We start from the raw sequence: 15,863 nt of genomic DNA on the forward strand, positions 1-15,863 counted from the left end.
AAGCTCTCAAAAATTGAATTAGATTAATGGCTAAGGAAGAATTAGAATGTTCGTTTTGTGGGAGAAAAAAACCCGAGACAAATTTATTAATAGCAGGTTTAGATGCTCACATCTGTGATAGATGTATTGAGCAGGCACACGGTATTGTGCTTGAAGAGTCTAAACAAAATGATAGCAGTGATTTATCTGCTGAATTAAAACTTCGCAAACCGCAACAAATTAAAGCGTTTCTGGATGAGTATATCATTGGACAAGGTATGACCAAAAAGGTAATGTCTGTTGCTGTATATAACCATTACAAACGTTTGCTTCAACCTGTATCAAATGATGATATTGATATTCAAAAAAGTAACATCATTATGGTTGGTCAAACAGGAACTGGTAAAACATTAATGGCAAAGACCATTGCAAGAATGTTAAATGTTCCTTTAGCTATTGTTGATGCTACGGTTTTAACAGAAGCTGGTTATGTTGGTGAAGACGTTGAAAGTATTTTAACGCGCTTGTTGCAAGCAGCTGACTATAATTTAGAAAAAGCAGAGAAAGGCATTGTATTTATTGATGAAATAGATAAGATTGCTCGTAAAAGTGATAACCCATCTATTACGCGAGATGTTTCTGGTGAAGGTGTACAACAAGCACTACTTAAACTTTTAGAAGGAACTGTTGTTAATGTGCCGCCAAAAGGAGGAAGAAAACATCCTGATCAAAAATTTATTGAAGTTAATACCGAGAATATTTTATTCATAGCGGGTGGTGCTTTTGATGGTATAGAGCGAGTAATTACTAAGCGTTTAAATATGCAAGCAGTTGGTTATAGTGCTTCTAAGTCTGATAATGTTATAGATCCAGATAATTTGCTTCAATATATTATTCCAAAGGATTTAAAAGACTTCGGATTGATTCCTGAAATTATTGGTCGTTTACCTGTTCTTACTTATATGGATCCGCTGGATGCTAATACATTGAGAGCTATTCTAACTGAACCAAAGAATGCTATTATCAAACAATACAAGAAGTTGTTTGCCATGGATGAAATTGATTTTACAATTACTGATGGCGCTTTAGGTTTTATAGTTGATAAGGCTATTGAATATAAATTAGGCGCAAGAGGGTTGCGTTCACTTTGTGAAGAAATTTTAACCGATGCTATGTTTGAGTTACCAAGTTCTGATGAAACTAAACTGAATGTAACCAAGTCATATGCTGAAGATAAATTGACTAAAACTACTATTAAGAAACTTAAGGCAGTTTCTTAATAAAAAACTTAAGTAAATACAAAAAAATCCACGCTAATTAGCGTGGATTTTTTATTTTTATGGATATTAATTAATACTATATTAATGCCTTAATTAGTTTCTTAATTGTGACATAAAAATATATTTATTTGTTAATTCATCAAAGCATTTTTTTTGCTTTTAGATAATAAGACGAAATACTCGTTTAACAACTTTTGGGATTACACTTAATCGGTTTTATTTAAGCTTTATGAATTTAAACTTAATAGATCATCTAAGTAATCTCTAGTGTTTGAAAGCCTAGGCACTTTATGCTGTCCTCCTAATTTATCGTTTTGTTTTAGCCAATCATGAAATAGTTGTTGGCGTGCAATATTAATTTTTGGTTTGTTAAGTGTAATGTTATTATAACGTTTCGCTTCATAATCAGAATTTAAGGCTTTTAGTGCATTATCAAATAACTCATTAAAATAGTCCACATCCTTTGGAGGCGTTTTAAACTCAATCAACCATTCATGAGCACCTTTTTCTTTGCCTTCCATAAAAATCGGTGCTGCGGTAAAGTCAACAATTTCAGCTTTAGTGCGTTTACATACTTTCTTTAAGGCTTCTTCGGCATTTTCGATAATAAGTTCTTCACCAAATACATTAATATGGTGTTTGGTTCTACCAGAAACTTTTATTCTGTAAGGGTTTAAGGAAGTAAACCGAATGGTGTCTCCTATTTTATAGCGCCATAAACCCGCATTAGTGGTAATAATAACAGCATAATTTTGGTTGAGCTTAACTTGGCTTAAAGGAATGGCTTTTTCATCTGAAGTCCCATAAATATTCATTGGGATAAACTCATAAAAAATACCATAATCTAGCATAAGTAATAACTCACTGGAATTGTTTTGATCTTGTATAGCGAAAAAACCTTCTGAAGCATTATAGATTTCATAATATCTAAAATTACTTTTTGGTAGTATGGTTTTGTATTGATCCTTATAAGGTACAAAACTAACGCCTCCATGAAAATAGACTTCAAGATTCGGCCATATATCAAACAAGCTTTCTTTTCCTGTGGTTTCAAGAACATTGTTCAATAATACTAACATCCATGATGGAACTCCAGCTAAACTCGTTACATTTTCGTTTATAGTTTCGTCAACAATGGCTTGCATTTTGTATTCCCAATCACTCATTAAAGAAACCTTATTGCTTGGGGTACTACTAAACTCAGCCCAAAAAGGCATGTTGTCAATTAAGATAGCCGATAAATCGCCAAAAACAGTTCCATTTTTTTTATATAATTCCTTACTTCCTCCTAAACGCAAACTTTTTCCAGTAAAGAGTTGAGAATCTTCATTGTTGTTCAAATACATGCATAATAAGTCTTTACTGGCAGCATAATGGCAATCTTCAAGAGATTCCATACTAACTGGAATAAACTTGCTTTTGGCCCTAGTTGTACCACTAGATTTTGCAAACCATTTGATAGGAGTAGGCCAAAAAATATTATTCTCTCCACGTCTAGAACGTTCTATACAGTCTTGCCAACCTTCATAGTTTTTAATTGGTACCCGTTCAGCAAAAGTCTCATAGTTTTTAATTGAACTGAAATCATATTGCTTTCCAATTTCGGTGTCTCTAGCAACATCGAGTAAGTCTAAAAGTAATTCATTCTGTACTTCATTTGGGTATTTTAAAAACAATTCAATTTGATGAAAGCGCTTCTTAAGAAACCAAGATGCAATAGAATTTACTAAAGGAATTGGCATATTTATTCTATCTTTAAGATCTTAAAAATAAGACTTTTTTTTCATGTTCTACCAAGGTGTTTTAACAAAAATGGAAACCGAGTTTTCATCTCCTATTCAGTATTATTTAGTGTTTGAAAATGATTTCATTAATATGAATCAGTTACTTAATAAGAGTATTACTATGCAATTTGTTAAGTATCAGTGTTTACACTGCGGATTGGATAAGCCTATTTACCGTCAAGGATTTGACAGACAATGCTTTTATGAGGTACCTCAAGCCGCAGATTGGGTAATGCGACCAGAATTAAGTAAGGCTCATTTAGGTATTGAAGAACGCGATTTAGAATTTGAGAAGAGAACGCAGTTGCAGCCGCATATTGTGTATTTAGCTAATTCTAGTAATGTAAAAGTTGGTGTAACCAGAAAGAATCAAGTGCCAACACGTTGGATAGATCAAGGTGCTCACGAAGCAATAGAAATTGTAGAGGTACCAAATCGGTATTTAGCTGGCGTAACAGAAGTTGCTCTAAAAGAACATGTTTCTGATAAAACCAATTGGCGTAAAATGCTTAAGAACGATATTGAAGATGAAAATTTAGTGGAATGGCGAGAGCGGTTAAAAGGTTTTATTCCGGATGAAGCTAAAGATTATTTTATTGAAAGTAATACCGAAACTAATTTAGAGTTTCCTGTTGCTAAATATCCTGAAAAACCTAAAAGTTTAAACATTGTAAAAGAATTAAACTACTCTGGTAAATTAGTTGGAGTAAAAGGACAGTACTTGATTTTTGAAGATCAAACTGTTTTTAATGTTCGTGCTAACGAAGGTATTGTTGTGAAGATTAGTATTAACTAAAAAAATCCCATTTACAGTTTTGTAAATGGGATTTATATATTGTTATAATTTATAGAGACTATATATCTTCTTGGTCTCTTAAATTTTGAATGTAAGCTGCTTTTTGAACTTCGCGACGTCTCTTGACAGATGGCTTAGTAAAAAACTGACCTTCTCTTAAGTTTTGCATCACTTTAATATTTCTGTGCTTTCTTTTGTAACGTTTTAAAGCTCTCTCGATGTTTTCACCATCTTTAACAATAATCTTTAACATAAAAATAATTTATTTTGCGTTTTAGGGTTTTCCTAAAAGGGCTGCAAAGTTGAGACTTTTTATTATGAAATCCTAATTTATAGTGTCTTGTTTCTTTTTTTTCTTACCTAATAAACCTCCTAACACATTTTTAATGTCGTCTTCAATTGTATTTGTAGAATCTGGTGTGGTTATTTCTGGATCATTTTCGGGGTTTGTATCCTTGGATTTTTCACTACCTAAAATACCACCTAGTAAATCTTTAACCTTGTCCTTACCTTGATTAAGTAGTTTTTGTTTCTCAATTTCAATAAGCTGTTTGGTTAAATTAGAAACTGCACTACTTAAATCTGTTTTTACATTTGGAGCATTATAACTACCATCAATATTTGCAGTAACAGGGATAGAAATGTTATTAGTTTCTTCAGTATTTATTTTACCTATTAGTCTATTTACTTCGCTTCCTAAATATTTTGCGGGTACGTTAAATACAGCCTTATAATCTAAAGTTTTATCAAACTTATGGCTTCCTGAAACGGTTATAGCAATATCCTCATATTTTAAATCGAATGGTTTTACATTTACGCCTCCGTCAGCAAATTCTAGTTCCGTTTTAATATCCTTTAAATCTAGTTTGTCAAAATCTATAAAACTCAATTGCCCCTCTAAAGCATTAAATAGCTCACCCTTATTAGCGTTAATTTTTGTAGTTAATAATTCTGCCAAGGCTATTCCGGAAACGGTAGATAATTTTGGAGAAAATTCGCTATCTAAATCGCCAGAAATATGAAGCGTAGAATTTAATTTCCCTTGAAACAATTTTGTAACTGGGGCTAAATTTTGTAATAACGCCATGTTGTTGAAAGACTGCGCAATGTCAAAACCAGCAACGCCTAAGTTTAAATCAAAAGTTGGTGTTTCTTCTTTAGTAGACACATTACCTATTACCGCAATAGAACCATCAAATATATTAGAAGTAATATCTTTAAAAGTAGCCTGTTGATCCTTAATAATCAACGTTCCCGAAACATCTTTTAGGTTTAAATTATCATAAACAACAGTGTTAGCGTTGGCATTAATGGTGCAATCTAGAAAAGCTGGAATTTTTAAAGATTCATGGTCATCAGTTTTTTTATTTTCCTTTGAAACGGCTTCGTATTCAGTCATAAAATCACTTACTTTAAATAAGTTTGAATTCACATTAAAATTGCCTTTCAAAGTGTTATCACTTAATAGAAACCCTAAAAGATTTTCAATTTTACCAACGGCTTTAAAATCACTCTCACCTGTTTTAGCTTCAAATGAGTTCAATAAAACAACATGAGGATTAAACTTCATGTTTGCCGTAGAAATATGAATAGGGTTCACTATATCGTCAGAAGAAAAGATAAAATCTGTTACACTTGCAGAACCACTCGTTTTAATACGTTCAAAAGCATTGGTTTCAATAGCTTTCATGTCGAAAGCGGTATTTATCTTTCCTTTTAAAATACCACTTAATGTTTTGTCAAATTCAATAGGATAAACCTTAGTGATGTTAGCCAGATTTAATGAGCCGTCAATATTGGCATTTACCAACATGTTTTGGGTTAAATTTTTTAAAGTTGCTGAAGACTTGAAAACATCATCGTCAATTTTAAAGTTAAGTTTTTCAATGTTTACATAGGTGTCATCAACTTTACCGGTTGTGTTTTTTATAGAGGTATTAATTGTAATTTGCTCAACACGTTTTGGAAGATTAGGATATTTAAATGAAGCGTTATTTGAGGTGATATTAATATCTAAATTAGGGATGGTTTCATTAGAACTTAATCCATTTATAAGTCCTTTAACTTTAAAATCTCCGGTTGTGACTATATTATCTAAATTCTCGGTGTACGCTTTAGGCATAACAGCTAGAAAATCTTTAAATGATGCTTGCGGGTTTTCAAAAGTAATGTCTATTTGTTGTCCGTTTTCTAATTGCTTTATAGAACCATCAAATTCAATAGGGAGTTTATTAATAAAACCAATATTATCTTTAAAAGTATAGATGCTTTTTTCTAAATCTAATCCAATAACGGCATCTAAACTCAAGGTGTTGTTTTCTAAGTAATTGATGCTATCCATTGTGAAACTAATATTTGCTTCACTTTCAGTGTCTAATTCTGAAGTTTCGGCAGAAAACACACCGCTACCATTGTGGTTTAATTCTGAAAGGTGAATCAACATATTTGTAGCTTCATCTAAAAAAGTCAATGCACTGTTATTAATACTGTAATCTTCAATGCTAAAAGAAAAGCTGTTAGATGCTTTATCCTGGGCAGGAATATCTTCGCTTTCTTTTACAATATCATAATTGGTGTTACCAAATTTATCAGATTTAAGTGTTACCAAAGCTTCATCAATCTCAAAAGATTTTACAACTATAGGGTCTTCGCTTGCTGTTTTAAACAACTCATTAATATTCATGGTAAACGAAATATCTTTGGCCGTTACCAAAGTTTCATCTTTAAAAGGTTCAAAATTGGTAATGGTCAAATCAGAAACACTTACATGTGCTTGCGGAAAACTTTGTATAAAACTCAAGCTAACATCTTTAAATTCAACTTTAGCATTCAGGTTTTGATTTATGTAGCGTTTAACAATGTCTGTTATTTGCGATTGAAATGCGAATGGAGCAGCAATTAAAAGCGCTATGACAATAAGAAGGATGATTCCTGTAATCTTTAAGATTTTCTTCATGAAAAGTTCTTTTGATTAAATATACGGAAGACTAGACGGTTTGGTTGAAATACCACCGAAATTTAACCCAAAATTAACCCCTTTTACAGCAAGTCAATTTCTTCGTTTACCTTTAATTTAAAACGTCTTCTAAACAAGTAAACTCCTAAATAAAGAAAAGGCGTATCACAGGCGGCTACTAGAACTTTAAACAAGAATCCGCTTAAAAGAAGCCCTAGAAATCTATCCCAAGCAATGATATCAAAAACACATAAAAGGCCAACTACAGTGAAGGTATCTACAAACTGCGAGAACCAAGTAGAAAAATTGTTTCTTAACCATAAATGCCTGCCTTGGGTGAGTCGTTTCCAGAAATGGTAAATCTGAATATCTACAAATTGTGCAAACAAATAAGCCATCATACTAGCAAACACAGCTAAAATAGTGTTCCCAAATACAGTGTCAAACATAGAATCATTAACCGGAGACCATGGGGTAGCATTTACAAAACTTGAAGCAGAAACGATTAATAGTGAAAAGAACGATGCGAAAATACCGGTTACTACAACCTGATTAGCTCGTTTTTTACCATAGATCTCGCTAATTAAATCGGTAATTAAGAAAGTTATGGGATAGGGTAAAATACCCACTGAAATTTCAAAAAGCTTACTCCCGAAAATTTCTATATCAAAAGGATACCAATAAAAGAATTTTTGAAATATAAGGTTTGACACCACTAAAGACGTTATAAATAAGGCTCCTAAAAGCATGTATATACGTTGGGCAGCTAGTTTATCTTTTAAAGTCATACCAATTGTGAATAAATACCTTGCGTAAATATAAAAGAAACCATTTACTTTTTTTTATTTTGCTCCTCTTATGATGCAACCAACAACATATCATATTGCTTTAGGGAGCAATAAAGGCGATAAGCTAAAGAATCTTCAAGAGGCTGTTGATGCTATTCATGCAGAGGTTGGTAATCTCATCTTAATTTCTAAAGTTTATAAGTCTCCTGCTTTTGGTTTTGAAAGTGATGATTTTTTTAATGCATGTTTGGTGTTAAAGAGTTATTTAGACCCAGAAAAAGTATTAAAAACTTTATTGAATATTGAAAAATCTTTAGGCCGACAAAGAAAAAAAGGTGAGGGTTATGAAGCACGTACAATAGATTTAGATATTGTTTTGGCAGAAGAACAAATTATTGATTCTAAAACCTTGCAGGTGCCGCATCCTGAAATGCAGAAGCGACGCTTTGTATTGCAGCCTTTAAACGATATTGCATCAAAATTTAAGCATCCAAAGTTAAAGAAGGAAGTATCTGTTTTATTGGAGGAATGTGAAGACAAATCTGTTTTAGAACCTATTAAAATTTGGTTGAAAAACCCTTGGAAAGCCTATAACTTTTCAAAGTATAATTATATAGCTATTGAAGGTAATATTGGTGCTGGTAAAACAAGTTTGGCAACCATGATGTCTCAAGATTTTAATGCGAAACTTATTCTTGAAAGATTTGCAGATAACCCATTTTTACCTAAGTTTTACGAAGATGCTACCCGATATGCTTTTACCTTAGAAATGTCTTTTTTAGCCGATAGATACCAGCAAATATCGGATGATTTATCACAGCTAGATTTGTTTAAGGATTTTATTGTTAGTGATTATGATGTGTTTAAGTCGCTTATATTTTCAAAAATCACCTTGCCGGAAGATGAGTTTAAACTCTACAGAAAGCTATTCTATTTAATGTACAAAGACATTGCAAAGCCTGAGTTGTATGTGTACTTGTATCAAAACACAGCGCGCTTACAGGAAAATATTAAAAAGCGCGGGCGTGACTACGAGCAAAATATTGAAGACTCCTACCTGGAAAAAATAAATGAAGGGTATTTAGATTTTTTAAAAACCCAACCAGATTTTAATGTGAAAATCATTGATATCTCAGATAGGGATTTTGTAAAAAACCGACATGATTATTTGTGGTTGTTGAGCGAGATTTGTGAGTGTTGATTTTGGGGTTGACCTTATCGGTTTCGAATATTGTTTGTTGCTAATAGTTTTATTTTAATTCATATAATCGATTATCAAAATCTTCGAGAATAAAAATTTTTTCAAATTTAGTTTCAAATTCTAAATTCATGTCATTTCTGATGCGATAGGAGTGCGCGCCAACTCCACCTATCAATAATAATAACCATTGAGGTTTCTCTGTGTTTTTAATATATTCATCTATTTTTCTTTCCTTTTTTTGAATTGCTTCAAGAAGTTTTTCTTTTTCAAGAATTGGAACCATATAACCGCCAAAATTAACATTGACACTTTTTTGAGAATGATTCATTTTTCTGATATCATCGATTATCTCATTTTCCAAAAAATTATCATTTAAGACAAATTCTCGAATTACTCTTATAAATGTATTTAAAATTCTTCTTTTGTCTTTATTACTGAATTCAATATCATTTCTCAAATAACAACTCACTAAAAAATTCGGAAAATCAGAATCTTTCTCAAATTCTTTTTCTACGAGTAAGGCAATATTATCATAGAATCCTGTTCTTTTTAGAACTTCACTTTTATATATTGATTGATGTTCTAAGCCAAATGCATGAGAACCATTTGAAATAATAAAATCAGGTTGCTCTCTTGTCTCAATTATATTATAATCTGGAAAATAAGTACATAAAAACTTTCCAACTTGACATAGTTCAAGCGTTTTTTGATTGTCGCTTTGGTTATGTTTATTTAAACCATTAAGATGAATATTGATTTTGGTTTCTAAACATTTATGTAATCCATCATTATCAATGGAAGGCTTTATCGTATTCATAATTAAATGCGGCGTCAAGGATATGAATTCGTTTTAATGATTTATACCCACTATTAAGGCGAAGTTAAAATTTAAAGCATTTAGAATCAACATAAATTATAAATAAAAACTTACAAATAATTTAATCAGAATACTTTATATAAAGTTGTAACAATACGCCCCTTATTATGCTCCAAAATATGTTCATCTAAAATGGTTTGGTCTTTTGTTTTAAAATGAAAAGGCGCTTCCAATACATTAACACCACTGCTTTGTTTTAACCTTATACCTTGGGCAGAAATAATGTCCTTGTTCGGAGTAAACGAGCCTACTGGAATATGCTCGGTAAGAATCACGTATTTGTAAGTCTTTATTTTTTCAATGACTTTTAAAATTTCAGCATTAGATAAATGTTGCAATACTTGCCTTAAAATAATACAATCTCCTTGAGGGAGTTCATCTGTTACAATGTCTAAACAATGAAACTCTAAGTTTTTTTCTTTGTACAGGTTTTTATTTCTATTGATGAGGTTTTCAACAATATCTATGGCAATATATTTTTTAGTGTATTTGGTTAGGTGTTTACCAATATTAAAATCGCCACACCCTAAATCAGAAACAATTAAAGGTGCGGCAAAAGATTTTAAAAATGTGATTAGTGCTTTTAAATAAGGCTCTATAATTTTTGGGTCGTGAGAGCCTGTTCCAGAATAAAAATCAAATTCTTTTCCTCCCCAAAGATGCTTATCGTAAATCTGGGTCATAACAGCTTTAGTGGGCCATGGTTTCTTTATTTTTTTATTCATACTCTTTTAGAATGCCCACTAAAATAGCTAATTTAATTCTCATTCATAATATGGCCAGAGCCCGAAATGTCAGAACTAATTGTTGGACTTCCTTTGTAATAAACATTGGCGCTTCCGTCAATTTCCACATTTAAATTCTCAGTGGTGTAAACTTCACAGTCACCAGAGCCTTCAATCTCTACTTTTGCGTTTTCGGTGATATATTCAAACCCGTAAAACCTTCCAGAACCTTCACTTTCCAAAGCCATATTGTTAACACTTCCAGACATGGTAATGTCTCCAGAGCCGGAATTACTTATGGTTATGGCGTCATTTGTATTCATGTTGGTGACAAACATATTACCGCTACCAGAATTTTCCAGGTAAGTTAAATTGGGCATGGTAATGTTGGCGGTAATAGACAAGTTACTGTAGCTGCCATCCTTTAAAGAGAGTTCTAATCTGTTATTAGAGGTTTTGGTCGTAACTCTGTGAATGATATTGTCATCTGCAATTATCTCAACTGTTGCCGTTGGGCCTTGAGTAATATTTACAGTAATAATTCCTTCACTGGATACTTTGCTGAAAGCACCGGTGTGTCTGGTTTCGGAAATGAGGTCTTCAGATCCTGAATAAAAATCTACATCCGTAGAACATGAAAATGTTAAAATAATGAATGTAAGCACTAATGTAATAAATGATAAATTTTTCATCTTTCGTTCGTTTTTTAATTGATAGGTCAAAACTAAACCGAAAGATTTTGCTTCTCATTGATTTAAATCAAGATTTTTGTTTTCTGAATTTTGCTCTTATTCTAGAAAGTGTTTCAGGTGTCATATCTAGATACGAAGCAATAACGTGATGCGGTATTCTGTTGAATAGTGCTTTGTCTCTATTGTTGAATTCTATAAGGCGTTCCTCGGCATTTTTAGTAATGCCTGCCACTTCTTTAATATGCTTTTCTATAATAAAATCTTTTAATTTTTTGTTTTCAAAAGCAATAAACTCTGGTGTGTCCTCAATTAACCGGTCCAGAAACTCTTTAGTCCAACACAGCAATTTCACTTCTGTTAAGGGCTGGCAATTAATATATGATGGTTCGCCACTCCAAAAACTAACATTTGAGGAGTAGAAGAAATCATTTTCTTTTGAAAGCCGAATTGTTTTTTCATTGCCCTGTAAGTCTATTACATAATGCCTAACAATGCCTTCAATTAAAAAATAAACTTTATTAGAAACCGCTCCTTGATGTAATATGTGCTCATATTTGTCATAAGAAATAGTTTGTCCTGTTTTAAGAAAGTCTTCTATATTAAAACGCATGAGCTAAATAGAATTACTCTTTGGTGTTATGGGTTTTTAACCATTCTTCTCCATCTTTATCAAGAAAGAAATCCATCCAAACATAGTACATTTCTTTATGGTCTTTAACCTCAACGGAATGACTTGAACCTAATGGGATATGTAGTATGGAATGCTCAGGAAAATCAATTTGAGCATCATCCGCATATACTATAGTTTGATTATCTGCAAGCCCTAAAAACAGTTGCTCTAACATAGCATGAACATGCGCGCCAACTGCATCTGGACCAATTGTTTTTACAGTACCCATAGCAACTCTTGGAATGTATTTGTTAGGTAAAATAGTTCTGCTGGTGGTTTGTGGGCTTTTAATAGGTTCTGTATACGATTTACAATCTGTAAACTTCTTAAAATAGATAGTTTCTGTGTTTTCTTTCGGGAAGGTTTTTATATCTACTTTGTCCAGCTCTGTTTGTAAAACAGATATTTTAATATAGTGAAGCGTATCACCTTCAAGGGGTTTAAATACTATGTCTTCAACCGTATTAGGTAACATAATTGTTTCAGGAACAATTTCGTAGGTTTTGCCACCCGAAGTTAGCTCGCCAAATCCCTTTATAAATAAATAAATAGTTTTATGTGTTTCATCAAGCTCAACTTTTTTTGTAATGGCGCTAGATATAGTAACATGCTCTGTACTAACACCGTCAATTTCATTAATTAAAACGGCTTTACTATGTTCTTGATTGTTTGCTTGCAATTCCATATTAAAATATTCAATAGGAATTTCTTGGGCATAAGTAGTAAGGGCAGAAAAAAGAATTACAACTAAAAGTGATAGATTAAAATTTATTTTCATTGTAATTTTTTTAGTTTTTAAATTTACTGAATATATCCCATATCACAACCCCGCAACTTACTGAAATGTTCAATGAATGTTTGGTTCCAAATTGAGGAATTTCAACAACAATATCACTGGTGTTAACCACTTCTTGAGAGACGCCTTTTACTTCGTTTCCAAAAACTAAGGCATATGTTGTTAGTAGTTGAGGTTTAAAGTCGTTAAGCATAGTTGCATTTTCAGCTTGCTCAATGGCACATACTTTCACACCTTCTTGTTTTAGTTTTTCAACTAAATCAATAGTGTTTTCAACATATTCCCAAGCAACGGTATCAGTACTTCCAAGTGCTGTTTTATGTATGTCTTTATGGGGTGGTGTGGCGGTGATTCCGCAGAGGTAAATCTTCTCAATTAAAAACGCATCACTCGTTCTAAACACAGAGCCAATGTTGTTTAAGCTCCTAATATTATCTAAAATAATAATGAGCGGTGTCTTTTCTGCTGTTTTAAAACCTTCTATACTTAATCTGTCTAGTTCGCTGTTTTTAAGTTTGCGCATGTTTCATCTTTTATAACGTTGAGAGACGAAGGATGTGGTAATCTATTGTTGAAATCTCCCTTTAATTGTAGATAACTTCTAAAAAATCAACTTCAAAAAACATGAAATTAATGGTACATTGCATGCTACAATTTTGTCAAAAATAACACTAAAAAATCACTTTACCATTGGCTAAAAAAGCAAAAAAGGAAACCCCGTTAATGAAACAGTACAATGCTATTAAAGCAAAGTATCCAGATGCATTATTGTTGTTTCGAGTGGGTGATTTTTATGAAACCTTTGGTGAAGATGCTGTAAAAACAGCGGGAATTTTAGGTATAATACTTACCAAACGAGGAGCCGGAAGTGAGAGCGAGACAGAATTGGCAGGTTTTCCGCACCATTCATTGAACACCTATTTACCTAAACTAGTTAAGGCAGGAGAGCGTGTTGCTATTTGTGATCAGCTTGAAGACCCTAAACTCACTAAGAAAATTGTAAAACGAGGTGTTACCGAGTTGGTGACTCCAGGTGTAGCACTTAATGACGAGGTGTTGGTGTCAAAATCTAACAACTTTTTGTGTTCGGTTTATTTCGATAAAAAATATATTGGGGTTTCATTTCTAGATATTTCAACTGGAGAGTTTTTAACATCTCAAGGAAATGCAGAATATATTGATAAGTTGCTTCAAAATTTTAATCCAAGTGAGGTTTTAGTTTCTAAACAAAAACGTGGTCAGTTCAGTGAAGTTTTTGGAGACGATTTTCACACCTTTTATTTAGAGGATTGGGTTTACCAAACCGATTATGCTTATGAAACTCTAATAAAGCATTTTGATACAAAGACTCTTAAAGGTTTTGGTATTGAAGATTTATACGAAGGCATTATAGCATCGGGTTCCATTTTGCATTATTTAGGGGAAACTCAGCACCATAAATTGCAGCATATCACTTCAATTTCTAGAATTGCAGAAGATGATTATGTGTGGATGGATAAATTTACCATTAGGAATTTAGAGTTATACAATTCAAACAATTTGAATGCTGTAACCTTATTACAGGTTATAGATAAAACCATTTCACCAATGGGTGGGCGTATGCTTAAACGATGGTTGGCGCTTCCATTAAAGAGTTTAGATAAAATTAAGCAACGTCATGAGGTGGTGGATTTTTTAACAAAGGAAAATGCAACACTTCAAAAGATTCAAAGTTATATTAGGCATATAGGTGATTTAGAACGTCTTATTTCTAAAACAGCTACGGCAAAAGTGAATCCACGTGAAGTGATTCAGCTTAAAAACTCACTTGAGGCCATTATTCCAATAAAAGGATTAGCTTCTCATTGTACTAATGAATCATTACGCATTATTGGTGATAATCTTCAAAGTTGTGATGTTCTTCGTGAAAAAATAAAGCAGATACTTAATGAAGAAGCTCCTGTAAACGTATTGAAAGGTAATGCCATTGCTCCCGGATTTTCTGCTGAATTGGATGAGCTTAGGGGTTTGTCAAAATCAGGAAAAGATTACTTAGATGGCATGCTGGAGCGTGAAAGTGAACGTACGGGTATTCCATCATTAAAAATAGCCTCTAACAACGTTTTTGGGTATTACATTGAAGTTCGAAATACGCATAAAGATAAAGTTCCTGAAGAGTGGATTAGAAAACAAACCTTGGTAAATGCAGAGCGTTATATTACTGAAGAATTGAAGGAATATGAAGCTAAAATTTTAGGAGCCGAAGATAGAATTCAGGTTATAGAACAGCAGTTGTTTGCAGATTTGGTGGTTTGGATGAATCAGTATATTAAAACCGTGCAGCAAAATGCCTTTTTAATTGGGCAGTTAGATGGCTTATGTGGTTTTGCTCAGTTGGCCAAGGATAACAATTATATCTATCCAACCATTGATGAGTCGCATGATTTGGAAATTAAAAACGGGCGTCATCCGGTTATAGAAAAGCAATTACCACTTGGTGAAGCTTATATAGCCAATGATGTGTTTTTAGATAGAGAAGGGCAACAAATTATTATGATTACAGGTCCTAACATGTCTGGTAAATCGGCTATTTTACGTCAAACGGCATTAATAGTGTTGTTGGCTCAAATAGGAAGTTTTGTTCCTGCAGATGCAGCCCGTATAGGTCTGGTAGATAAGATTTTCACAAGAGTAGGAGCTTCTGATAATATTTCAATGGGAGAGTCTACTTTTATGGTAGAAATGAATGAAACGGCTTCTATCTTAAATAATATTTCGAAACGAAGTTTAGTCTTGCTAGATGAAATTGGAAGAGGTACCAGCACCTATGATGGCATTTCTATTGCTTGGGCTATTAGTGAGTATTTACATGAACACCCGGCAAAACCAAAAACATTATTTGCTACTCATTACCATGAGCTTAATGAAATGACTGAAACTTTTGAACGTATTAAAAACTTCAATGTATCAGTAAAAGAGTTAAAGGACAATGTGTTGTTTTTAAGAAAATTGGTTGAAGGTGGTAGTGCCCATAGTTTTGGTATTCATGTAGCTAAAATGGCTGGAATGCCTCAACAGGTATTACACAAGGCTAACAAAATATTAAAGAAATTGGAGCAATCGCACTCCAGTGAAGAGTTAACAGATAAGGTAAAGACTTTAAATGATGAAATGCAGTTAAGCTTTTTTAATTTAGATGACCCTTTACTTGAAAACATCAAAGATGAAATACTTCATATTGATATTGATACACTTACGCCTGTTGAAGCCCTCATGAAACTCAATGAGATTAAGCGTATGTTGGTCAAAAAAAAGCGCGCATAAAATATTTTTTATTTAT

The 15,863-nt window shown here is 32.7% G+C and carries 14 protein-coding genes; 4 read left to right on the top strand and 10 right to left on the bottom strand.

Annotation, left to right across the window (positions count from 1 at the left end):
- Positions 1–26: 26 nt before the first annotated feature.
- Positions 27–1,259, top strand: a complete 1,233-nt coding sequence (gene clpX, locus FUA22_RS00230) for an ATP-dependent Clp protease ATP-binding subunit ClpX (protein ID WP_147765492.1) — start codon at positions 27–29, stop codon at positions 1,257–1,259.
- A 227-nt stretch (positions 1,260–1,486) separates the two neighbouring features.
- Here the strand turns inward: clpX and FUA22_RS00235 are convergent, their stop codons facing one another.
- Positions 1,487–3,001: a GH3 auxin-responsive promoter family protein gene (locus FUA22_RS00235; RefSeq protein ID WP_147765493.1), complete on the bottom strand. Its 1,515-nt coding sequence runs from the start codon at positions 2,999–3,001 to the stop codon at positions 1,487–1,489.
- Between the two features lie 43 nt (positions 3,002–3,044).
- Here FUA22_RS00235 and FUA22_RS00240 point away from each other — a divergent pair, with 43 nt between their 5' ends.
- Positions 3,045–3,839: a DUF2797 domain-containing protein gene (locus tag FUA22_RS00240; protein WP_147765494.1), complete on the top strand. Its 795-nt coding sequence runs from the start codon at positions 3,045–3,047 to the stop codon at positions 3,837–3,839.
- A gap of 58 nt (positions 3,840–3,897) precedes the next feature.
- On the opposite strand, the gene rpsU is transcribed toward FUA22_RS00240, so the two are convergent.
- The 3 genes from rpsU to FUA22_RS00255 all read right to left on the bottom strand — a co-directional run bounded on the left by rpsU (position 3,898) and on the right by FUA22_RS00255 (position 7,583).
- Positions 3,898–4,092 carry a 30S ribosomal protein S21 gene (rpsU, locus tag FUA22_RS00245; protein ID WP_147765495.1) on the bottom strand — a complete coding sequence of 65 codons (195 nt, stop codon included), beginning with the start codon at positions 4,090–4,092 and terminating at the stop codon, positions 3,898–3,900.
- A 72-nt stretch (positions 4,093–4,164) separates the two neighbouring features.
- The gene (locus FUA22_RS00250) at positions 4,165–6,795 is read right to left on the bottom strand and encodes an AsmA-like C-terminal region-containing protein (protein WP_147765496.1); all 2,631 of its coding nucleotides are present in this window, start codon (positions 6,793–6,795) and stop codon (positions 4,165–4,167) included.
- An 83-nt stretch (positions 6,796–6,878) separates the two neighbouring features.
- Complete coding sequence (locus FUA22_RS00255; RefSeq protein ID WP_147765497.1) at positions 6,879–7,583, bottom strand: queuosine precursor transporter; 705 nt, start codon at positions 7,581–7,583, stop codon at positions 6,879–6,881.
- Between the two features lie 70 nt (positions 7,584–7,653).
- On the opposite strand from FUA22_RS00255, the gene folK reads away from it, so the two are divergent.
- A complete protein-coding gene (gene folK / locus FUA22_RS00260) occupies positions 7,654–8,784 on the top strand; it encodes a 2-amino-4-hydroxy-6-hydroxymethyldihydropteridine diphosphokinase (protein WP_147765498.1) in 1,131 nt (376 codons plus the stop codon).
- A gap of 49 nt (positions 8,785–8,833) precedes the next feature.
- Here folK and FUA22_RS00265 read toward each other — a convergent pair whose 3' ends face one another.
- The 6 genes from FUA22_RS00265 to FUA22_RS00290 all read right to left on the bottom strand — a co-directional run bounded on the left by FUA22_RS00265 (position 8,834) and on the right by FUA22_RS00290 (position 13,067).
- The gene (locus FUA22_RS00265; RefSeq protein WP_147765499.1) at positions 8,834–9,601 is read right to left on the bottom strand and encodes a hypothetical protein; all 768 of its coding nucleotides are present in this window, start codon (positions 9,599–9,601) and stop codon (positions 8,834–8,836) included.
- Between the two features lie 125 nt (positions 9,602–9,726).
- Positions 9,727–10,386 carry a class I SAM-dependent methyltransferase gene (locus tag FUA22_RS00270; RefSeq protein ID WP_147765500.1) on the bottom strand — a complete coding sequence of 220 codons (660 nt, stop codon included), beginning with the start codon at positions 10,384–10,386 and terminating at the stop codon, positions 9,727–9,729.
- Positions 10,387–10,418: 32 nt separating this feature from the next.
- On the bottom strand, positions 10,419–11,078 hold the full coding sequence (locus FUA22_RS00275; RefSeq protein WP_147765501.1) for a head GIN domain-containing protein: 660 nt from the start codon (positions 11,076–11,078) through the stop codon (positions 10,419–10,421).
- A 67-nt stretch (positions 11,079–11,145) separates the two neighbouring features.
- The gene (locus tag FUA22_RS00280) at positions 11,146–11,688 is read right to left on the bottom strand and encodes a Crp/Fnr family transcriptional regulator (RefSeq protein ID WP_147765502.1); all 543 of its coding nucleotides are present in this window, start codon (positions 11,686–11,688) and stop codon (positions 11,146–11,148) included.
- Positions 11,689–11,701: 13 nt separating this feature from the next.
- On the bottom strand, positions 11,702–12,526 hold the full coding sequence (locus tag FUA22_RS00285) for a hypothetical protein (protein WP_147765503.1): 825 nt from the start codon (positions 12,524–12,526) through the stop codon (positions 11,702–11,704).
- A gap of 10 nt (positions 12,527–12,536) precedes the next feature.
- Positions 12,537–13,067, bottom strand: a complete 531-nt coding sequence (locus tag FUA22_RS00290) for an RNA methyltransferase (RefSeq protein ID WP_147765504.1) — start codon at positions 13,065–13,067, stop codon at positions 12,537–12,539.
- Between the two features lie 167 nt (positions 13,068–13,234).
- On the opposite strand from FUA22_RS00290, the gene mutS reads away from it, so the two are divergent.
- Positions 13,235–15,847 carry a DNA mismatch repair protein MutS gene (mutS, locus tag FUA22_RS00295; RefSeq protein WP_147765505.1) on the top strand — a complete coding sequence of 871 codons (2,613 nt, stop codon included), beginning with the start codon at positions 13,235–13,237 and terminating at the stop codon, positions 15,845–15,847.
- Positions 15,848–15,863 lie beyond the last annotated feature (16 nt).

The sequence above is a fragment of the Seonamhaeicola maritimus genome (genome assembly GCF_008056315.1).
GTDB classification, from domain to species: Bacteria; Bacteroidota; Bacteroidia; order Flavobacteriales; family Flavobacteriaceae; genus Seonamhaeicola; species Seonamhaeicola maritimus.